At 61.6% G+C, this 19,171-nt stretch carries 20 protein-coding genes and 2 pseudogenes; 12 read left to right on the forward strand and 10 right to left on the reverse strand.

All coding sequences use genetic code 11. The features are described from left to right. The first annotated feature begins 54 nt into the window (after positions 1 to 54). The 3 genes from ACSW29_RS30855 (at position 55) to ACSW29_RS30865 (ending at position 3,656) form a co-directional block, all read left to right on the forward strand. On the forward strand, positions 55 to 1,782 hold the full coding sequence (locus tag ACSW29_RS30855; RefSeq protein ID WP_448278981.1) for an FAD-dependent oxidoreductase: 1,728 nt from the start codon (positions 55 to 57) through the stop codon (positions 1,780 to 1,782). 213 nt (positions 1,783 to 1,995) lie between these two features. Then, complete coding sequence (locus ACSW29_RS30860) at positions 1,996 to 2,469, forward strand: Zn-ribbon domain-containing OB-fold protein (protein ID WP_161120541.1); 474 nt, start codon at positions 1,996 to 1,998, stop codon at positions 2,467 to 2,469. Beyond that, entirely contained in the window at positions 2,466 to 3,656 is a 1,191-nt protein-coding gene (locus ACSW29_RS30865) for a lipid-transfer protein (protein ID WP_448278982.1), read from the forward strand. Before ACSW29_RS30860 ends, ACSW29_RS30865 begins: the two co-directional genes overlap by 4 nt. A 30-nt stretch (positions 3,657 to 3,686) precedes the next feature. Here ACSW29_RS30865 and ACSW29_RS30870 read toward each other — a convergent pair. Next, positions 3,687 to 4,432 (reverse strand): annotated as a pseudogene (locus tag ACSW29_RS30870) (alpha/beta hydrolase). Positions 4,433 to 4,521: 89 nt separating this feature from the next. On the opposite strand from ACSW29_RS30870, the gene ACSW29_RS30875 reads away from it, so the two are divergent. Beyond that, positions 4,522 to 4,602 (forward strand): helix-turn-helix transcriptional regulator, encoded by an 81-nt coding sequence (locus ACSW29_RS30875; protein WP_317826144.1) that lies wholly within the window; start codon positions 4,522 to 4,524, stop codon positions 4,600 to 4,602. On the opposite strand, the gene ACSW29_RS30880 is transcribed toward ACSW29_RS30875, so the two are convergent. After that, on the reverse strand, positions 4,587 to 5,348 hold the full coding sequence (locus tag ACSW29_RS30880) for an ankyrin repeat domain-containing protein (protein WP_448278983.1): 762 nt from the start codon (positions 5,346 to 5,348) through the stop codon (positions 4,587 to 4,589). The two genes, ACSW29_RS30875 and ACSW29_RS30880, sit on opposite strands and share 16 nt — an antisense overlap. After that, positions 5,345 to 6,055: a FadR/GntR family transcriptional regulator gene (locus ACSW29_RS30885; RefSeq protein ID WP_448278984.1), complete on the reverse strand. Its 711-nt coding sequence runs from the start codon at positions 6,053 to 6,055 to the stop codon at positions 5,345 to 5,347. The genes ACSW29_RS30880 and ACSW29_RS30885 overlap by 4 nt, the downstream gene beginning before the upstream one ends. 216 nt (positions 6,056 to 6,271) lie before the next feature. Here ACSW29_RS30885 and ACSW29_RS30890 point away from each other — a divergent pair, with 216 nt between their 5' ends. From ACSW29_RS30890 to ACSW29_RS30910, 5 genes are all read left to right on the forward strand, one after another. Beyond that, positions 6,272 to 7,711 carry an aspartate ammonia-lyase gene (locus ACSW29_RS30890; protein WP_317826118.1) on the forward strand — a complete coding sequence of 480 codons (1,440 nt, stop codon included), beginning with the start codon at positions 6,272 to 6,274 and terminating at the stop codon, positions 7,709 to 7,711. After that, positions 7,711 to 9,159 carry an amino acid permease gene (locus tag ACSW29_RS30895; RefSeq protein WP_448278985.1) on the forward strand — a complete coding sequence of 483 codons (1,449 nt, stop codon included), beginning with the start codon at positions 7,711 to 7,713 and terminating at the stop codon, positions 9,157 to 9,159. Before ACSW29_RS30890 ends, ACSW29_RS30895 begins: the two co-directional genes overlap by 1 nt. 10 nt (positions 9,160 to 9,169) lie before the next feature. Next, positions 9,170 to 10,132, forward strand: coding sequence for an asparaginase (locus tag ACSW29_RS30900; RefSeq protein WP_448278986.1), 963 nt, complete (start codon positions 9,170 to 9,172; stop codon positions 10,130 to 10,132). Positions 10,133 to 10,307: 175 nt separating this feature from the next. Beyond that, entirely contained in the window at positions 10,308 to 13,007 is a 2,700-nt protein-coding gene (locus ACSW29_RS30905; RefSeq protein ID WP_448278987.1) for a LuxR C-terminal-related transcriptional regulator, read from the forward strand. A 14-nt stretch (positions 13,008 to 13,021) separates the two neighbouring features. Further along, entirely contained in the window at positions 13,022 to 13,843 is an 822-nt protein-coding gene (locus ACSW29_RS30910) for a hypothetical protein (RefSeq protein ID WP_448278988.1), read from the forward strand. 48 nt (positions 13,844 to 13,891) lie between these two features. On the opposite strand, the pseudogene ACSW29_RS30915 reads toward ACSW29_RS30910, so the two are convergent. The 3 genes and pseudogenes from ACSW29_RS30915 to ACSW29_RS30925 form a co-directional block, all read right to left on the reverse strand. Further along, positions 13,892 to 14,120 (reverse strand): annotated as a pseudogene (locus ACSW29_RS30915) (SulP family inorganic anion transporter); the annotation flags it as partial. A 102-nt stretch (positions 14,121 to 14,222) separates the two neighbouring features. After that, complete coding sequence (locus tag ACSW29_RS30920; protein WP_317826818.1) at positions 14,223 to 14,369, reverse strand: hypothetical protein; 147 nt, start codon at positions 14,367 to 14,369, stop codon at positions 14,223 to 14,225. Between the two features lie 15 nt (positions 14,370 to 14,384). Continuing rightward, a complete protein-coding gene (locus ACSW29_RS30925; RefSeq protein WP_230815967.1) occupies positions 14,385 to 15,044 on the reverse strand; it encodes a GAP family protein in 660 nt (219 codons plus the stop codon). A 258-nt stretch (positions 15,045 to 15,302) separates the two neighbouring features. On the opposite strand from ACSW29_RS30925, the gene ACSW29_RS30930 reads away from it, so the two are divergent. Further along, positions 15,303 to 15,515, forward strand: coding sequence for a hypothetical protein (locus tag ACSW29_RS30930; protein WP_078377385.1), 213 nt, complete (start codon positions 15,303 to 15,305; stop codon positions 15,513 to 15,515). Between the two features lie 89 nt (positions 15,516 to 15,604). Here ACSW29_RS30930 and ACSW29_RS30935 read toward each other — a convergent pair whose 3' ends face one another. Then, positions 15,605 to 16,021, reverse strand: coding sequence for a DUF7144 family membrane protein (locus ACSW29_RS30935; RefSeq protein WP_230815965.1), 417 nt, complete (start codon positions 16,019 to 16,021; stop codon positions 15,605 to 15,607). Between the two features lie 261 nt (positions 16,022 to 16,282). Here ACSW29_RS30935 and ACSW29_RS30940 point away from each other — a divergent pair, with 261 nt between their 5' ends. Beyond that, on the forward strand, positions 16,283 to 16,558 hold the full coding sequence (locus tag ACSW29_RS30940) for an SRPBCC family protein (RefSeq protein ID WP_448278989.1): 276 nt from the start codon (positions 16,283 to 16,285) through the stop codon (positions 16,556 to 16,558). 54 nt (positions 16,559 to 16,612) lie between these two features. On the opposite strand, the gene ACSW29_RS30945 is transcribed toward ACSW29_RS30940, so the two are convergent. Together ACSW29_RS30945 and ACSW29_RS30950 are read right to left on the reverse strand one after the other, a co-directional pair. Next, positions 16,613 to 17,284 carry a cation transporter gene (locus tag ACSW29_RS30945; protein WP_448278990.1) on the reverse strand — a complete coding sequence of 224 codons (672 nt, stop codon included), beginning with the start codon at positions 17,282 to 17,284 and terminating at the stop codon, positions 16,613 to 16,615. Next, positions 17,284 to 17,628, reverse strand: coding sequence for an ArsR/SmtB family transcription factor (locus ACSW29_RS30950; RefSeq protein ID WP_317826823.1), 345 nt, complete (start codon positions 17,626 to 17,628; stop codon positions 17,284 to 17,286). Before ACSW29_RS30950 ends, ACSW29_RS30945 begins: the two co-directional genes overlap by 1 nt. A 126-nt stretch (positions 17,629 to 17,754) precedes the next feature. Here ACSW29_RS30950 and ACSW29_RS30955 point away from each other — a divergent pair, with 126 nt between their 5' ends. Beyond that, positions 17,755 to 18,525 carry an acyl-[acyl-carrier-protein] thioesterase gene (locus ACSW29_RS30955; protein ID WP_347875051.1) on the forward strand — a complete coding sequence of 257 codons (771 nt, stop codon included), beginning with the start codon at positions 17,755 to 17,757 and terminating at the stop codon, positions 18,523 to 18,525. Here ACSW29_RS30955 and ACSW29_RS30960 read toward each other — a convergent pair. Then, positions 18,516 to 19,112, reverse strand: coding sequence for a CHAP domain-containing protein (locus tag ACSW29_RS30960; RefSeq protein WP_448278991.1), 597 nt, complete (start codon positions 19,110 to 19,112; stop codon positions 18,516 to 18,518). The genes ACSW29_RS30955 and ACSW29_RS30960 overlap by 10 nt on opposite strands. Positions 19,113 to 19,171 lie beyond the last annotated feature (59 nt).

Below are 19,171 nucleotides of genomic sequence, written 5' to 3' on the forward strand. Positions count from 1 at the left end.
TCGCACAACGCCGCCGCGTAGCTCCCGGACAGTCGAGATCGGACTCATAGCGCCATGCCACACGTAGTCACGCAGTCCTGTTGCAGCGACGCCTCGTGCGTCTACGCCTGCCCGGTCAACTGCATCCATCCGACGCCGGACGAGCCGGACTTCCTCACCGCCGAGATGCTGCACATCGATCCGCAGGCCTGCGTCGACTGCGGGGCATGTGTCTCGGCCTGCCCGGTCGACGCCATCGTCCCCGAATCGAAGCTGACCGACCCGCAGCGAGTCTTCCTGTCCATCAACGCGGATTTCTACAAGGAAGAGCGGCCCCGGCCGCTTCTCGCCAAGGTCATCCCGGCAGCTCACGTCGACAAGGGCCGACCGCCGTTGCGCGTTGCGATCGTCGGTTCCGGCCCGTCCGCAATGTATGCAGCGGACGAGTTGCTGACGCAGCCCGACGTGCAGGTCAACGTCTTCGATCGCCTCCCTGTGCCTTACGGCTTGGTTCGCGCCGGCGTTGCTCCGGACCATCAGAAGACCAAGCAGGTCACCCGCTTGTTCGACAAGATCGCCGCGCAAAAGGGTTTCGAGTTCTATCTCAACGTCGAGATCGGCAAGCACATCTCGCACAGCGAACTGCTCGAAAATCACCATGCGGTGCTCTACGCAGTCGGCGCTTCGTCCGACCGTGGTCTCGGCATTCCCGGTGCTGATCTGCCCGGCACGGCCTCGGCCACCGACTTCGTGGCCTGGTACAACGGCCACCCCGATCACGCCGACGACGTCTTCGACCTCTCGCATCGCCGCGCGGTCATTATCGGAAACGGAAACGTCGCCCTCGACGTCGCTCGTATCCTGACGGCCGATCCCGAGAAGTTGGCGGGTACCGACATCTCCGCTCACGCACTCGCCGCTCTGCGGAAGAGTCGCGTCGAAGAAGTTGTCATCGTGGGTCGACGCGGAATCGCGCAGTCCGCGTTCACAGTCCCCGAGTTCACCGGCCTGATGGCACTGCCGGACATCGAACTGTCCGTCGGACCCGACGACATGGTTCTCGACTCGGCCACCGAAGAACTGGCAAAACGCGGCGAGCTTCCGCATGCCGTCGAGCAGAAATTGCGTCTCCTCGAAGCCCTGAAGAACCGCGATCACGTCGACGTCGGCAACAAGCGCATCACGTTGCGCTACCTGCTCACGCCGACGTCGATCACCGGCGACGATCATGTCAGTGGAATCGAGTTCGCTCGCAACGCCCTTGTCGACGCCAACGGAATCGTGCAGATCGAGGCGACCGGCGATACCGAGACCATCGATGCCGGGCTCGTTCTCACCTCGATCGGCTACCGCGGAGTGCCCATCACCGGGGTCCCGTTCGACGAGCGTGCTTCGGTCATTCCGAACGAGCACGGCCGCGTCCTCGAGGCTCCGAACGGTGATCCCGCCACCGGCGTCTACGCGACCGGTTGGATCAAGCGCGGACCGAGTGGGTTCATCGGCACCAACAAGTCCTGCGCGCAGGAAACGATCAGGATGCTCGTCGACGACTTCAACGACGGACGCCTGACCAATCCGGTCGCCGACGACTCCGCAGTCGATCGTCTGGTCCGGGCGCGACAGTCCGACGTAGTCGACCGCGAGGGCTGGCACGCCATCGACAAGGCGGAACTGGAACGCGGCGCTGCGCACGACCGTGTCCGCGAAAAGGTTCTGGATCAGGTCGAGATCACCTCCATTCTCGACGCTGCGGCCCGGGTGAAACCGACGCGTCGATTCGGTCGACCCGTTCGCGCTCGCTGATCCGCTACCGGTAAACAGCTGCTTTCACGCACACAGCCCCGCCTGCAGACTCGTCTGCCCGGCGGGGCTGTCTGCGTTCCGGCAGCGTCCCACTCAGCGAAAATATATGCCCGTCAGCGGCCAAAATCGTGTAATACTGCAACCTGTTCCAGTAAGCGGCACAGCGAGCTCACGATCCCCCCGGATCAGGCTCGCCAACCAGATGAGGATTGCATGAGCGAGACTGCAACGCCGGCGCCGAACGGGAGTGTGACACCTGCAGTAGAGGGTTGGTTCACGACCGGCGACGAACCTGCTCTGATCGGCACGAAGTGCCAATCCTGCGGCACCATTTCTTTCCCTCGTGAGGCGACGTTCTGCAAGAACCCGAGCTGCTTCAGCGAGGAGTTCGACGACGTGGAACTCTCCCGCCGCGGCACTGTCTGGTCGTACACCGACGCGCAGTACCAGCCCCCGCCGCCGTACATCCCGCGCTCGGATCCGTACGAGCCTTTTGCTCTCGCCGCAGTCGAACTGCCCGAGGGCATCGTCATCCTCGGCCAGGTGGCCGACGGATTCGGCGTCGACGATCTCAAGGTCGGCAATACCGTCGAATTGGTTGTCGAGCCGCTGTACACGGACGAAACCGGAGTACGTACGACGTGGCGCTGGAAGCCTGTCGCCGCCGATCAGGAGTCGCAGTCATGAGCAAAGACGTCGCAGTACTCGGTGTGGGCATGCATCCGTGGGGCAAGTGGGGACAGTCGTTCGTGAAGTACGGCGTTGCCGCCGCTCGCGCCGCGCTCGCCGATTCGGGCGTTGACTGGCAAGACGTCGACTTCATCGTCGGCGGTGAGACCGTCCGCAATGGTTACGGCGGATACGTCGCCGGAGCCACCTTCGCGCAGGGACTCGGCTGGAACGGCGCTCGCGTCGCCACGTCGTACGCCGCGTGTGCGACTGGAGCCCAGGCACTCGATACCGCACGCGCCCGAATCCTGTCCGGCCTCAGTGAGGTTGCGCTGGTTGTCGGTGCCGACACCACGCCCAAGGGCTTCCTCGCTCCCGTTGCCGGTGAGCGTTGGGACGACCCGGACTGGCTGCGCTTCCGCCTCATGGGTATGACCAACCCGGCATACTTCGCGCTCAACGCGCGACGTCGCATCGACCTCTACGGCGCCACCGCGGAGGACTTCGCCAACGTGAAGGTCAAGAACGCCAAGCACGGGCTCAATAATCCGAATGCGCGCTACCGCAAGGAAGTCACCGTCGAGAACGTGTTGGCCTCCCCCGTGGTGTCCAATCCTTTGCATTTGCTCGACATCTGCGCGACGTCCGACGGCGGCGCCGCAATCTTGCTGACGTCGATGGAATACGCCCGCAAGATGGGCATCGCGGAACCTGTTCGCATCAAGGCTATTTCGACGGTCACGCCGACGTTCCCGCAGACGATCATGGATATGCCGAACTTCTCCACCGATTCCAGCTCCGCCGTCCCGGCTCCGGAGCGCACGTTCAAGGAATCCATCGGCTACGCCGCGTACGAGGAAGCCGGGATCTCTCCCGAGGACGTCGACGTCGCCGAGGTCTACGACCTCGCTACCTCGGTGGAACTGGACTGGATCGAAGACCTTGCCCTGTGCAAGCGGGGAGAGGCCGAGCACCTTCTGCGTGCGGGTGACACCAGTATCGGTGGCCGCATCCCGGTCAATCCGTCCGGCGGTCTCGCGTGCTTCGGCGAAGCCGTTCCCGCACAGGCACTTGCGCAGGTGTGCGAGCTCACCTGGCAGCTTCGTGGACAGGCCGAAGGCCGCCAGGTCGAAGGTGCTCGCATCGGAATCACCGCCAACCAGGGCCTGTTCGGCCACGGCTCCTCGGTGATCGTTTCCGCCTGACCCTGTTCTTCTCTCGTGGCGGTCGCTCACTCAACCGTGAGCGGCCGCCACGATCACGTCTGCCACTGCCCCTGGCTGTGAAACCAGCGATGCATGTGACGTCGGTAGTTCGCTCGTGTTCGCTCCCATCCGGTTTGCCATGAACCGCTGCGCCGTCGCGGGGATCACTCGGTCCTCACCGGCGACCAGATACCAGCTCGGTGTGTTCGCCCACGACGGAGGCCCGCCGAGCTCGAGGTTCGCCCACAAAGCCGCAGACTTCTGATGCGCCAACATCGTTGCCGCTGTCTCGTCGGCAACGTCCGGAGCGAAGACGGAATGGAAATACTCGTCCGTGACTTAGCCGTCGACATTCTTACCGCCGATCGCGTGAGGATCGTCCACGATCTTCAATCCCAGAGCCGGCGGCAGCAATTGGCTGCCCGGGAATCGGATCGGATCGATCGTGATCTGTACCGGTTCTCCCTGAACCGGAGCAAACGCCGCGATGTACGAGTGGCCTACGAGCACGACGGGTCCGTCGATGTCCGCAACCGTCTTCTCGATCACGGACGCATCGTAAGCTGGCCCACGCAGAGGATTGTCCGGCACCACGACTCGATAGCCGCGCGAGCGTAAGTCGGCGGCGACGCCGTCCCCACTGGTCGCGTCGGCAAAGGCGCCGTGAACCAGAACGACAGTTGGCTTGCCACCGCGGCGCCAGAGCCGAAGATCAGTCCGGCCGCGACTGTCACGAGCATTGCCAGAACTGCTGTGAATACACGTGAGATCTTCATGCGTTTCCTTCCCTCTCGTCGAAAAGCGAGAAACTGCGGTAAGCCTGGACATGCCCGTTTCGATCCTGGAAACACCGGGTGCGACGGACATGAGTGTCCGCCACTTCAGCCGACGCTTTCGGCAGGCCTACGGAGTCAGCCCGACTCGTTGGCGTCAGCTCCGCGATTGAAGCAGCGCCACAACGTCTGCCTGACCACGACTTTCGGCATTGTCCAACGCGGTCTTTCCCGACGCATCCCGGATCGAGGGATCTGCCCCAGCGTCGAGGAGCTGGGTGATCACATCGACATAGCGCGCGGATCCGTCACCGTACACAACAGCTTCGAGTAGGGCAGTCCACCCTGGATCATTGACGTGATTGACCGGGACCCCGGCAGCGATCAGCATCCGGACCGTCTCGACATGCGCGTGTTCACTCGCGGGAATCAGAGCCGTACCGCCGTAACGGTTCACGCTGTCGACGTCCGCGCCGTGGGTGAGCGTGAGCGCCAGAATCTCGTTCAATCCCTCGGCTCCGGAATACAGGAAGGCCGAATCCTGCATGGAGTCCTTCGCATTCACGTCTGCCCCGGCAAGAATCAACGTCGCCGCCGCGGCGACGGTGTTGTTCTTGGTGGCCTCGACGAGCGGAGTGCGTTCGCCTCCGCCGCGAGCTTCGATGTTCGCGCCGGCATCCAGGGCAGCGGTGATCGCTGCCGGGTCATTGCGGTCCACAGCGTCGAAGAGGGCGCGTTCTGATTCCGGCGTCGATGGTGACAAGGCACTCGTAAGCGGTGCGGCTGCCGTGGTAGTCAGAGACGACGCGGTAGTCGGTGCCACCGAGGTGTCGGACGAACTGCAACCCGCCAACGCTCCGGCCACTGATACCGCGAAGATTGCGTAGGCGAGGACAGACCTACGCGGCCGCACCGTCACAGCGGATCACTTTCTTGGACAAGAGTTTCAAGCGTCATCCTGACGGCGTCCAGATGTTCGGCCATCACCCTGGAGGCGTGGTCGTAACTCCCGGATGCGATTCCTTCGACTATTCGTTCGTGTTCCTTGTTCGACTTTTCCTGGCGACCGGCAACAAGATTGAGTGTCTCGGATTGCCTTGTCAACGCTTCACGGATATCGACGATTACCGACTCGAAGACCCGATTTCTACTGGCTTTTGCAATCAGTCCGTGAAATTGCGCATCGAGTGCAACCCATACGAGCGGATCATCTTCCTCACGCATCTGCTGAACCAGTCCGCGGAGGGCCGCCAGTTCCTCCGCTGTGTGTCGTTGGGCAGCCCATCCTGCGGCCGGAATTTCGACATGAGGCCGCGCTTCGACCAATTCGTTGGCCGCATAACTGCCGAAGTCGAGGTCTCGCGCTATCGAGTCGCTGACGACGAAGGTGCCGAGCCCGGATTTTGTCTCAGTGAGCCCGAGAGCATGGCACGAGCGCAGGGCTTCACGGATTACCGATCGACTGACCCCGTGTCTTTCGGCCAGGGACGCCTCGGACGGGAGCCGCTCTCCGACTGCCAGTTCTCCGGAGGTTATTGCGGCACGGAGGTCTGCGAGAACTGCCTCGGCAGCACTCACCCGCGCGGCGACGGGTCGCCTGGTGGCCCAGCTGTCTGACAGGTTCATGCCGTCATTGTCGCGACTGCCGAAGTCCCGCGTCAAACATCGCACCTGGTGAAGGGTTGACGTGCCTGAGTGAGCGAGGTAACAATGACACCTGTCAGACAGCCTGATAGCCCGATAGCTGGGCGGGTCTACTACATGTCCGTCAGCGCTGCGATCCCGAAATACACCCACCGCGCAGAGTGATGCTTGCGCGAAGAGACACGAGGAATTGATCAAGTGCTCGAAACGCGAACAGAACACGATCTGCTCGGCGATCGCGAAGTTCCAGCCGATTCGTACTGGGGTATCCACACCTTGCGCGCAATGGAGAACTTCCCGATCACTGGTCGAACAATCGCCACGAACCCGCATCTGATCCGCGGCATCGCTTACGTCAAGTGGGCCGCAGCCAGCGCAAACGAGAAGCTGGGCATCCTCGACCGCCCGCGCGCCGAGGCCATCTCACAGGCATGCAAGGAAATCGTGGACGGTCGGTGGCACGAACAGTTCGTGGTGGACGTCATCCAAGGTGGCGCCGGAACGTCGACGAACATGAATGCCAACGAGGTCATCGCCAATCGCGCGTTGGAAATCCTCGGCCACCAGCGCGGCGACTACGAACGACTTCACCCCAATGAGCACGTGAACCTGAGCCAATCGACCAACGACGTCTACCCCACGGCCGTAAATATCTCCACGATCTTCGCGATCGAGGACCTGCTGGATGCACTTCATGTACTTCAGAATGCGTTCACGACCAAATCTCTCCAGTTCGCCGACACAGTGAAGATGGGACGCACCCAACTGCAGGACGCCGTGCCGATGACTCTGGGTCAGGAGTTCGGCACCTATGCGGTCATGATCGAGGAGGACCGGGCGCGTCTGGCTGAGGCCGCTCTACTCGTTCACGAGATCAACCTCGGCGCCACTGCTATCGGCACTGGCCTCAACGCACCTGCCGGCTACGCCGAGGTGGCTTGTTCCGACCTGGGCGCGTTGACCGGACTGCCGCTGGTGTTGGCAACTGATCTGGTCGAAGCGACCCAAGACGTGGGCCAGTTCGTCCACCTCTCCGGCGTACTCAAGCGGGTCGCTGTGAAGTTGTCCAAGGTGTGCAACGATCTTCGGCTCCTTTCCTCTGGTCCTCGAGCCGGATTGAACGAGATCAATCTTCCACCGGTGCAGGCAGGTTCGTCGATCATGCCGGGCAAGGTCAATCCGGTCATTCCCGAAGTCCTCAATCAGGTCGCGTACGAAGTCATCGGCAACGACGTGACGATCACGATGGCTGCGGAATCCGGGCAGCTCCAACTCAACGCCTTCGAGCCGATCATCGTGCACTCACTGTCCGAAGGAATGCGACACCTCGGCGCGGCTTGCCGCATTCTGGCGGACCGGTGCGTACTCGGCATCACGGCCAACACCGAACTGCTGCGCGCGCGAGTCGAAGACTCCATCGGCCTCGTCACCGCGCTCAACCCCTACATCGGATATACCGCGTCCACTCGGATCGCCCAGGAGGCGTTGATTTCCGGGCGTCGCGTCGCCGATCTCGTAATCGAAGCCGGCCTGCTCGACCGCGAGGAACTCGATCGGTTGCTCAGCCCCGAACATCTCGCCAATCTCCGCGTTTCGGGCGAGAAGTCTCATGCTACCGCCGTTGCGGAGGAGGTTTGATGACCGTCGAACGAGAAGAGGCACCTCACGCCGTAGTTGCCACTGAAGAGGATCTCGGATATCAGAAGGCGCTCGGCCCCAGACAGATTCAGATGATAGCGATCGGTGGTGCGATCGGAACCGGCCTTTTCATGGGTGCAGGAGGGCGACTACAACAGGCGGGCCCGGCCTTGGTTCTCGTGTACGCGCTGTGCGGGTTCTTCGCGTTCCTGATCCTGAGGGCACTCGGCGAACTGGTGATGCACCGACCGACTTCCGGATCCTTCGTTTCCTACGCACGTGAATTCTTCGGCGAAAAGATGGCTTTCGCTGCGGGTTGGCTGTACTGGATGAACTGGGCAATGACTGCCGTGGTCGATGTCACGGCTGTGGCGTTGTACATGAACTTCTTCAAAAAGTACTGGGCGCCACTGGGGCACATCGATCAGTGGATGTTCGCTCTGATCGCGGTGGTACTGGTTCTCGGACTGAATCTGGTGTCCGTGAAAGTCTTCGGAGAGCTGGAGTTCTGGTTCGCGTTGATCAAGGTCGTGGCGTTGACCGCGTTCCTCGGGTTCGGTGTCTATTTCGTACTCTTCGGCACGCCCATCGAAGGGCATTCCTCCGGATTCAGCCTGATCGCCGACAACGGTGGGCTGTTCCCCAACGGAATACTGCCGGCAGTCGTCGTGATTCAGGGCGTCGTGTTCGCTTACGCTTCAATTGAACTCGTGGGAACCACGGCAGGAGAGACCGAAAATCCCCGGAAGGTGATACCCAAGGCGATCAACACAGTGATCATTCGGATCCTCGTCTTCTACGTGGGATCGGTTCTACTGCTCTCGCTGTTGCTCCCGTACACGGAGTACCACGCCGGTGAAAGTCCATTCGTCACATTCTTCGGTTCGATCAACATCCAAGGCGCGGATGCGATCATGAATCTGGTCGTTCTCACGGCAGCCTTGTCTTCCCTCAACGCCGGATTGTATTCGACCGGACGAATACTCCATTCGATGGCAATGGCAGGCTCGGCGCCTGCCTTCGCTGCCAAAATGAACAAAGCCGGAGTGCCGTACGGGGGAATCGCACTCACCGGCGTGGTCATCCTGTTCGGCGTCGGGCTCAATGCTGTTGTCCCAGCGCAAGCCTTCGAAATAGTCCTCAATCTTGCGGCCCTCGGCATCATCAGTGCGTGGGCGGTAATAGTGTTGTGCCAGTTGAAGCTCTGGCAACTTGCGAAACAAGGCAAAGTCACGCGCCCTCCATTCCGCATATTCGGCGCACCGTACACAGGGATCGCGACACTGATCTTTCTTGCGGTCGTTATCGTGTTGATGGCATTCGACAACCCTGTTGGAACGTGGACCGTCGGATCCATCGCGATCATCGCACCGCTGTTGATGATTGGTTGGTACGGCGCCAGGAATCGTGTAAGCGCGTTGGCCATCGACCCCCGCAGCATGACGTGAAAGGACCACAGTGTCGAAAGTCGCAGTTGTGACTACCGGAGGCACCATCGCCAGCACCCGGGATGCGCAGGGAATCAGCCGGCCCGCAATCACCGGTGCAGATCTGCTCGGCAATGAGCAGACCGACATCGAGCTTCGGGTCGTGGACGTGATGTCGAAGGACAGCTCGAGCATGACCTTCGCGGATATGGATCGTGTTCGCGATGCCGTAGCCGATGAATTGAAGGATCCCGGACTCGACTCGGTGGTCGTGCTTCACGGCACCGACACGATGGAGGAAACTGCGTTCTTGTTGGACCTCCACCACGACGACCGACGTCCGGTGGTCTTCACCGGGGCCCAGCGCACTTTCGACCATCCCGAGTCCGACGCTCGTTCGAATCTGGCCGCGGCGATCTCAGCCGGGCTGGACATCTCGTCACACGGGCGTGGTGTCCTCATCGCATTCGGCGGTTCGGTCCATCCGGCCGCAGGTACGCGAAAGGCCGACACGACGGCACTCGATGCCTTCCGCTCCTTGCGGATCGATCCGGCCCTGCTGCGCACTCCCGAACCATTGCCGTGGCATCCGATTTCGGACACCCGCGTCGACATCATCGCCGTGTATCCCGGGGCAGACCGCGTACAGATCGACGCTTGCGTGAGCGCCGGAGCAAATGGACTTGTTCTCGACGGACTCGGTTCGGGAAATGCCAATCCGACGATCGTCGAGGCCGTTCGAGACTGCGTAGACGCTCACATTCCGGTAGCCGTGACAACTCGGGTGCCCTCGGGGCCAATCTCCCCGGTTTACGGCGGCGGCGGTGGCGGCCACGACTTGATCGCCGCAGGCGCTGTATTTTCCACCGATCTTCGGGCCGGGCAGGCACGTGTACTTCTGGCAGCCTTGTTGTCAGATCCGGATCTCGTGGGCCTGGAAAAGGTATTCGACCGATATTCGAGGTTTGCTCGCACCCCGCCGTCCGGGCGGTAGAACTGGCAACGCCGTTCGTAGTTCGAAACTCACTCCACTAAATCAGGGACTTTGGTCCGAATTTCTTACTTGGGCGCTTATTAGGTGTCTGAATTGGGTAGTTCTGCATCATCTAACTCGTTCAAAATTTCGATCCAGCGGTCGCGTCCAGTGGAGCCAGTCGAACAGGAGTCGGATGAGCAGCCCATTTCGTGATGCCGCTGCAGTGACACTCGACGCGTCTCAGCGCGGTGAGCGTGCGCGCGTGCCCGGCGCTCCGATCAACGGTCGCTTTCACCCGCCGTCGGCCGTCAAAGGACTGGTCCCGCGTCCGCGCCTGCACCGCAAACTCACCGCGTCCACCGCTGCCGATGGCGTCGGCCCTGGACCCGTGGGATTGCTGTCCGCCCCTGCCGGTGCCGGGAAGACCTTGCTGCTGGCCGATTGGGCGCGCGAGTATTCTCGAGCTTCCCCCGATGCGGACCTGGCGTGGTTGACTCTCGCCGAGCGCGACAACAACGTGTCGGTGCTGTGTGAATCCCTGGCCGAAGCAATCGCCACGCCTATCGATCCGACCGACCGGGGGCTTCCCGCGCAAACGGGATCCAGGCGACCGGTGGAGCAATGGCTCGCGCACTTCGCCGAAACTCTCGAAACACACGGTCGTCGAACGACGCTGATCCTCGACGACGTTCACACACTTCACGATCCGCTGTCGATCAGTCTTCTCGATCGGATACTCACACACACCCCAGGCAATCTGTCGATCATCGTCGCCGCACGATACGAACCACCCCTCACGTGGCATCGTTTGGCTCTGGACGGTCGACTCACTCGCTTCGCATCCACCGATCTCGCGTTCGACCGCTCCGAGATCACTACGATGTTCAGTGAATACGACATCATGTTGGGCGAAGACGAGATGGCAATCGTCGAAGACTTCACCAAGGGGTGGGGCGCTGTTGTTCGCCTCACCGCAGCGTTTCTGGCTGGCCGCAGTGACATCGCCGACGCGCTGGACGAATTCACGCACACACCACGGCCGATCGCCGATTTCCTGGTCGACGAGGTGCTGACGTCCTTACCCGAACCCATCACCTCGTTCATGCTGCGGACATCGATAGTCGATTCGTTCTCCGCCGAACTGGCTGAAACTCTGACCGACTCGAACGCACGATCCGAGATCGACTCTCTGATTCAGTTCAACTTCCCGGTGACCCGTACCGATTCGGCCGACCACACAACGTGGTTCAGCTATCACCCGCTGTTGCGCGAACATCTTCGGGCAGAGTTCCGTCGCGTCGATCACGACGAGAGAAATCGCGCACACGTGCGCGCAGCAACCTGGTACGAAAGCCATCATCTCGAACTCGAGGCGCTCGAACTCGAGGTATCGATCGGCGACCCGTGCCGTATTCTCGCGTTTCTCGAACGCTGCGGGCTGGGACTCGTACTCGACGGTCACAGCGGTGACGTCGTGCGAGTCCTCGAATCCGCGCCGACGCAGGTCTCGGAATCCCCGATCACTCGACTGATTCTGGCAGCGGCCGCCCTCCATTCCGGTGACGTGACCTCCGCGATGACATGTCTCGACCTTCTCGAGGCAACTCATCCCCCCATTGCAGACGATCCGTTGTTCCTGGCGATGAGCCTGGAAATCTCCTGCGTTTCGGCAACTTCCGATAACGAACCATTGGTGTCACGCCTGCAGCGACGCCCGAACAGCACCCACTCCGACGTCGAGGCCTATGTGCACCTCGAATTGGCGACGGCGCACTTGCTCCGGCGCGAGTTCGAAAGGGCGACTGTCGAGTGCACCCAGGCCGCCGCCCTCGGGGCACTACGAGTCCGGTCGCGATTCGTCCTGAAGTCACTGACCGGATTGGGGTATGTCGCTTCCCTCAGCGGCGACATCGTGGCGATGAGGGCGCATTCCACCTACGCTCTCGACTACGCGATCGAACACCGAATCACGACGACAGCGGAGTACGAGTTGTCAGCGTCGGTGGTCGCCTTCGCGGCGTACCTGTGCGCCACGGGTGATCTTCCGTACCGCATCCCCACCATCGGAAACTATCGGAGCACAGACGTTCTCGGCGCCAGCGCGCCAGTGTTCGGCTGGCATACCGTCGTGACCTTCGGGCTTCACAGCCTCGACGACGCGGCCGACCGACGGTCGACTGCCGCCGACATTCGCGACGCCATGCTCAGTGCGATCGGACTACGCACCTTCGCGTTGGCGACCCTCGCTCTCCTACCGCCCGTCGTCAACGCTTGTTTGTCGGTCGGCGAAGTGGAATGGGCCGGCCGACTCGTACGCGATGCGGCCGATCGGTTCGGCGAGACCTCCGAGATACACCTCGCACGAGGTGCCGTCGCGTTCTCTGCCAACAAGTTCGCAGAAGCCCTCGCCGAAGTCTCCGAAGCTCTCGCATCCTCCGCAGAGCCGCTGCTTGCGCATCACATCTACGCATGGACGCTCGAGGCCGGGATCCACGCCGCAACAGGTCACGAACGCAAGTCTTTTCGCTCTCTTCACAAAGCTCTCCACGCCGCAGAAACCGGTGGCCTCCTGCGCCCCTTCCTCGACCACGGCACAGCCCTGCGGCCGGTATTCGACGATTTCAGTGGACATTTCGGAGATCAGGAAGTTTTTGCCGAACAGGTACGCAATCGAATACGCCCACAAGAGCTGGTGAGTGCGCCGATCCTCACCCCGGGCGAGCACACCGTGCTACGCGAACTGGCTTCGGGAGACACCACGGAGTCCATCGCCGACACGCTGTTCCTCTCCGTCAACACGATCAAGACGCACCTTCGCGGGATCTATCGCAAGTTGGAGGTGAGCAACCGACGCGACGCGCTCAAGGCTGCGCGACGCGGCGGCCTCATCTGAGCAAGACTGCTTCCATGCTCCCGAAGCTGCACTCCGATTCGCGCGATCGCTTGATGGTGTGGGCCAGACGCACACCGAGCAGGCGCCTGGCGACCGATGCAACCGTCGACGTTTTCGAAGTCGGCCTCGTCGACAGCGCCATGACTCTGGCAGCCCAAGCCTTCACGTCCTTGCTCCCGGTCATGATCGCGGCGTCCACCCTGGAGAAACTGAAGCCATTGGCCGCCGCCGCCAAGGACGACCTAGGAGTCCAACTACCCGACGCCCAAATCACCAACACCTCCACTGCGGCCGCGTTCGGAATCGTCGGTTTGCTCATGCTGCTGATCAGTTCCACGTCCTACGCTCGCGCTCTCGGCCGGATGTACGGGCGCATCTGGAGTGTGCCGACTGCGACGCTTCGTCAGGCGTGGCGTTGGATAGCGGTCGTGTTCGTAGTAGCTACATCGGTGGTCGGGGCGGCCCTGTGCCGAGAACTGAATGGTGTGCCGGGGGTGGGCAGACTCCTGGAATTTGTTGCTGTCTACGTGGTGTGGGCGCTCGTCTGGACTGCCGTGCCGATGCTGTTGACGGCCAATCGCATGACCACTCGTATGTGTGTCGGGTCCGGGTTGCTCACCGCGACGGGTCTGAGCGGACTGCACGTGGCAGGCACCCTTTTCCTGCCCCGTATGACCAAGACCTCTCAGGACGAGTTCGGCCTCCTGGGCGTGATGTTCACCGTCATCGGCTGGCTGTTCGTCTTCTCGGCCATCGTGGTTGTCGCGTCGTCGATCGTCGGATCGGTGGCCAAAGATTCCGGCCCACTGGGAATCTGGCTGCGAACCTCACGCTGAGGCGCTGCCTCCACCTGCAAGCGCCTGCAACACGGTCGGATAGACGTCGATGCCCAGTAGCACGACGAGGAGCGAACCCGGTACGAGCGGAAGCCATCGCTTGACGCCCAGGACCATTGCCAGGCTGAGCAATCCGATGATCACCGTCGGTCCGTCGACCTCACCCAGTTCCTTCACCAATGATGATCGTGAGCGCCAGACCCACGATAAAGCCCTTCAGAACCGGCTCGAAGATGAAGGAGGCGATGAAGCCGAGGCGCATGAATCCCGCCAGCAGAGTCGCGCCGAGAACGAGATGGAGGATGGGCACCCACAGTGGAGGGTGTGCGCTGGTGAACCTGGAGTGCCGTCAAAATGGTGTATGCGCCGGCCAGCGCGACTATTCCGAGATACCACCCGACCGGGTACGCGATGCTGTTGATCCGCGCTCGTTCGGAAAGGAGCACGCAACAACGGCAACCACCGCCAGTGGGCTCATGATGATCCCGAGCGCCAGCGGGATCTGTTGCAGTAGCAACGATCCCATAACTACCTCCAGTTGTCAGAGACCGCCGATGCCCTTACCGATGAGAACAACACCGATAACCAGGATCAACACACTCATCACTGTGGCGTTGTTGTCCTGCAACCACACCTTCAGCTTGGCCAGCGGACCGCGCAGTCGCTCCGCGGCAACGAGGTAACCGATCACGGGGACGCACACTGTCGAGGCCGCGATGATCGTGAAAACCAGAATGGCGACAACAACTTCTCCGGATCCAAGCGAGGCGGATCCGATCGAGATTCCGGCCGCGATACACATCATCAGATTCTTCGGATTGATCGCAGCCAGAGCGAAGCCCAAGCCGAGGCCTTTGGGAGCGGTCATGTCGTCGATGGCTTGCATCCACTTCGGGGTTTCGTGCTCGCCTCCGCGTCCGCGCCATTGCTTCGCTCCGAACGCAAGAAGCAACACACCCAACGCCAGCTTGATCCACGAAACCGTCGCTGACGGATCACCTTCGGAGTCGCCGAGCTTGCTGGACAAGAGCACGAAGATCACAGTGGCGACAACGATTCCGAGTATCCAGCCCAGAGCGAACCCGACGCTCGTGCTGCCGGCTCGCTTGGACAACAACATCAAGATTGCGGCGATGATCGGGATCGGCGATACCGCGACGCCGACCGCGAGGGGTAACAGATCCCCGATGACAGATCCCATGCCGACCTCTTCTCTCTCCCGGTCGACACTAGGGGCGGGGGCCCTGCGCAGCCTCACACGAAAAGGATGAACAGAACCGTGGCGACATTCACCCGTAGGGGATGAAGCCCGAGGAGCGTGCGCGAGTAAGACTGGATCCCACGGATGCGGAGTCCTGGATCGAGCAGCGACGCCGATTGCACTTGACGACACCTGATTTCGAGACTCGGCGCGGGGCGGGTCCGAACCTCATGGCCCTACGAAATGGAGCGGACCCTGATGAATGCTCCCACTCGGTATCAATTCCTCATCGACGGCGAAGTGTCGGACCGCGTCAAGGCCGCGTTTCCCGAACTCAGTGTTGCGAGTGCGGCCGGCGGATTCACCAGTTTGTACGGACCCGTCGCGGACCACACGGCCATGCGAAGCATCATGGCCCGCCTCGATTCCCTGGGATTGACGGTCGCCGAACTGCGAAGGCTCCCGGACTGATCCGAGACGTCGGACTGCCCCGCGCACGAGCGATGGTCCCGACCGAGTCGATTCGGTCGGGACCAACAGCTCTCGCAGTTATTCGGTGCCTAGACTCTGTCCCTGTCCCAGGTCGCGACGGCCCAAATCACTACGACATCGAGCGCGATGACAAGGATCGACCACACTGGATAGTACGGCATCCACAAGAAGTTGGCGATGATCGAGAGCGACGCAATGACGATTGCCGCCGCCCTGGCCCACACTGCACCGGTGAAGAGGCCGAGGGCCACCAAAATTCCGATGATGCCCAAGATGATGTGGATCCAACCCCACGTCGAGATGTCGAACTTGTACGTGTAGTTGATACCCACGACAAACAGATTGTTGTCAGCGACGGCCGCGATGCCCTGAAGCAGAGCGACAATGCCTGCGGTGAGCAACAGAATTGCTGCTGCAAACGTCGTACCGACCGCGAAACCCTGCCGGACAGGGTGATTCGCGGGTTCCCGCGGTGGAGCAGTCATCAGCGTTCCTTTCGACAGAATGCACTTCCCTTACTCAGTCTCGAGGGGCTGGAAAGCGAAAACATCACCCGTCGCGGATGAACCGCAGGTCATCGACCCGTACCCGCTTGCCGGCGTCGCAAACCAACATTGGCAGACTGGCACCGTGCAGCACACCGTAGTCGTGATCACCGATATCTATGCTCCACCTGCGGTGATCTTCGATCTCGAACTCGACATGGACGAACACTCCGCGCTCGGCACTTCGGGCGGAGATTCTCGATGACAAGCCGGATCACGCAGTACAACCGTCCCTACTCATTCACAGACGAGCAGGTCCGCGGCCCCTTTGCCGCAATGCAGCACGAGCATATCTTCGACAGTCAGCCGGGCGGCTGGACGCGAATGCATGACCGCTTCACGGTTACGGCCCCGTTCGGCATGCTCGGACACCTGATACTGAGGTTGGCTGTCGCCCGCTGTCTGCGGCGTCTTCTCGAGCAACGGGCCGCGCACATCAAGAGCCGTGCAGAAGCCGGCACCCCTTTCACCGACTGAGTACCCTCTCTGACGCGCCGCAGAGAGTGCTCACTCGACAAAACCAGTGCCCACTCAGCAGCAGTCGCACTCGTGCCCGCTCTTGGGCGCAGCCACGACCGGGCAGCACGGATCACCCTTCCACGCGTTGATGCCTTCTTTCACCGCGATGACGGCGATGACCAGTGCCGCAATCGGATCCGCCCACGACCAGCCGAGCAGCGAGTTGAGCAGCAAACCGACAAGCAACACCGCAGAGAGGTAAGTGCAGAGCAGCGTCTGCTTCGAGTCCGCGACCGCCGAGAGCGAACCCAACTCCCTACCCGCTCGGCGCTGCGCATACGACAGGGCCGGCATGATCGCCAAACTCACTGCAGCCAACACTATTCCGACTGTAGTGTGCCGCGCTTCACCCAGACCGAACAGTGACCGAATCGCGTCGAAAGACACGTACGCGGCAAGCCCGAAGAACGAGAAGGCAATCACTCGCAGTGCCGTCTTCTCACGACTCGCCGGATCCGGAGCCGCAAACTGCCAGGCGACCGCGGCCGCCGAGGACACTTCGATCACCGAATCAAGACCGAACCCGAACAGTGCCGCGGAAGACACTCGCGTCCCCTCCGTCAGCGCGATGATCGCCTCGACGACGTTGTAGCTGATCGTGATCGCCACGAAGATGCGAATTCTTCTCGACAAGAGCGCTCGTCGGGCAGTCGACTGGCCGACGTGATCGAGCGGCGCAACCATCAGCAGCACCCCTCTGATTCGCTGTCCGGGCAGTACGACGGATCAACCGCGAGAACGACCCCGAGCAGGTCGTCGAGAGCCTGACCGATATGTGCGTCGGCGAGTTCGTATCTGGTCCGGCGCCCTTCCGGGACCGCCACCACCAAGCCGCAGCCACGCAGACAGGCCAGATGGTTGGACAGCTTTTGCCTGGTCACAGCCAATGTTTCAGCGAGGTCGGACGGATACCGGGGCGCGGTCTTCAGCTCGAGCAGTATCCGTGTTCGAGTCTCGTCGGAGAGAGCATGACCAAACCTCGCAAGCACCGCCACGTTGGTCACCACATTCATGCCGTCGATATCCATGGGCACGACAGTACATCGAAATCTGTATTCAGAAAACAGTGAACTCGAATGGTTCAAGATCCGGCCATCGGGTACCGCAAGCCTGGAACGCCCGACCAGACTTCGACCAGCGGGAGCCCGCATCAGATGAACCGCACAAAAATCGACGATCGCATAGCGATGCCAGAACTTCCGAAAACCGGCAGCATCTTTCATGCCTCCTGGCCCGTGCGAACAGGGGACATTCACACCGACAAAAGCCTGCGCCTCGACGCGATCGCGCGATACCTCCAAGACGCGGGCTTCGACAATCTTGTCGACCGCGGCGCCATGGAGACCCATCCACTGTGGATGGTGCGGAGGACGGTGATCGACGTACTCGAACCCGTCGTCTGGCCGGATCGAGTTCACCTGCAGCGCTGGTGTTCCGGACTGTCCAGCAGGTGGTGTTCGATGCGGGTTCGCATCAGGTCCGAAGCCGGCGGGTTGATCGAAACCGAGGCGTTCTGGATCAACATCGACCCGAAGACGGGAATGCCCGCAACCATCAGTGAAAAGTTCACCGCCGCGCTTGCGTCGACCGCAATCGACCAGCATCTTCACTGGCGGCGGTGGATCGACCCGGCCCCGGACGCGACGCCGTCAGCGGATACGCCATTCCCATTGCGCTCGAGCGATTTCGACCCCTTCGATCACGTGAACAACGCGATCTACTGGCAGCCTGTGGAAGACGCGCTGACCGATGACCTGAGGCGCGGACCCTTTCGGGCGATCCTCGAGTACACGCAGCCCATCAAGAGAGGTGAGCAGGTGACTGCGCGAGGGGGCGCGAACACCCTGCACATCGACGCCGGCGGCGAAGCACGTGCGTCGGCGCGCTGGTTCGCCTTGACTCCGAAGAGCAGCGATCAGGGGTGAAGCTTTCCGAATCCCACGACGGCAGAGTCGGATTGCCAGTCCAGATCGTGCACCCGCACCTTGCCGAACTCGTTGCCGCCAACCGTGATCGCTGTATCGCCGTCCACTGCCACCACGATGTTGGTGTGTTGACCGACCCATCTCGAACTGTCGTAGATCACCACATCACCCACGTTAGGGGTGTACCCGCTGCCACTCTCGGCGTACGCGCCGATCCCCTGGTAGTACTCCTGCAAGGTGTACACCCCCGGGATGCGCCAACTTCCGGAGTTCGGGTTGGACAACGGTCGACCCGCTTCCCTCATGATCCAGCTGACAAAATCGGCGCACCACTCTTCGTCGATACCGTCGGAATAGAAGGTGCCCGGACGATCCTGTTCGTGCTCGGATCGGAGTAGTTCGAGCACACGAGCCTGGTCCGAAGTCACCGAACTGGCATCGACCGTCGGAAACTCGGCGGTATCCCAGGGCAGATACCGCGATGGTGCGAGCGCGACGGCCACCGCACCAACCACGATGACTACACCGAGCACCCCCGCAATCCAGAGCAAGATGCGGCGTCGGCGGTTCGATTCGGCAGGACTCACCCTCACGAGTGTGCCAGCCTGCCGCGAACCGAATCGCCGGCCACCCCGATGACCTGGTA

The sequence above is a fragment of the Rhodococcus sp. GB-02 genome (assembly GCF_053470465.1).

Bases quoted from the DNA above. Each gene is read 5' to 3' on its own strand.
- ACSW29_RS30855 (WP_448278981.1), top strand. From the start codon at position 55: ATGCCACACGTAGTCACGCAGTCCTGTTGCAGCGACGCCTCGTGCGTC.
- ACSW29_RS30860 (WP_161120541.1), top strand. From the start codon at position 1,996: ATGAGCGAGACTGCAACGCCGGCGCCGAACGGGAGTGTGACACCTGCA.
- ACSW29_RS30865 (WP_448278982.1), top strand. From the start codon at position 2,466: ATGAGCAAAGACGTCGCAGTACTCGGTGTGGGCATGCATCCGTGGGGC.
- ACSW29_RS30875 (WP_317826144.1), top strand. From the start codon at position 4,522: ATGAGTGTCCGCCACTTCAGCCGACGCTTTCGGCAGGCCTACGGAGTC.
- ACSW29_RS30885 (WP_448278984.1), bottom strand. From the start codon at position 6,055: ATGAACCTGTCAGACAGCTGGGCCACCAGGCGACCCGTCGCCGCGCGG.
- ACSW29_RS30895 (WP_448278985.1), top strand. From the start codon at position 7,711: ATGACCGTCGAACGAGAAGAGGCACCTCACGCCGTAGTTGCCACTGAA.
- ACSW29_RS30905 (WP_448278987.1), top strand. From the start codon at position 10,308: ATGAGCAGCCCATTTCGTGATGCCGCTGCAGTGACACTCGACGCGTCT.
- ACSW29_RS30910 (WP_448278988.1), top strand. From the start codon at position 13,022: ATGCTCCCGAAGCTGCACTCCGATTCGCGCGATCGCTTGATGGTGTGG.
- ACSW29_RS30920 (WP_317826818.1), bottom strand. From the start codon at position 14,369: ATGGGATCGTTGCTACTGCAACAGATCCCGCTGGCGCTCGGGATCATC.
- ACSW29_RS30925 (WP_230815967.1), bottom strand. From the start codon at position 15,044: ATGGGATCTGTCATCGGGGATCTGTTACCCCTCGCGGTCGGCGTCGCG.
- ACSW29_RS30930 (WP_078377385.1), top strand. From the start codon at position 15,303: ATGAATGCTCCCACTCGGTATCAATTCCTCATCGACGGCGAAGTGTCG.
- ACSW29_RS30935 (WP_230815965.1), bottom strand. From the start codon at position 16,021: ATGACTGCTCCACCGCGGGAACCCGCGAATCACCCTGTCCGGCAGGGT.
- ACSW29_RS30940 (WP_448278989.1), top strand. From the start codon at position 16,283: ATGACAAGCCGGATCACGCAGTACAACCGTCCCTACTCATTCACAGAC.
- ACSW29_RS30945 (WP_448278990.1), bottom strand. From the start codon at position 17,284: ATGGTTGCGCCGCTCGATCACGTCGGCCAGTCGACTGCCCGACGAGCG.
- ACSW29_RS30950 (WP_317826823.1), bottom strand. From the start codon at position 17,628: ATGGATATCGACGGCATGAATGTGGTGACCAACGTGGCGGTGCTTGCG.
- ACSW29_RS30955 (WP_347875051.1), top strand. From the start codon at position 17,755: ATGAACCGCACAAAAATCGACGATCGCATAGCGATGCCAGAACTTCCG.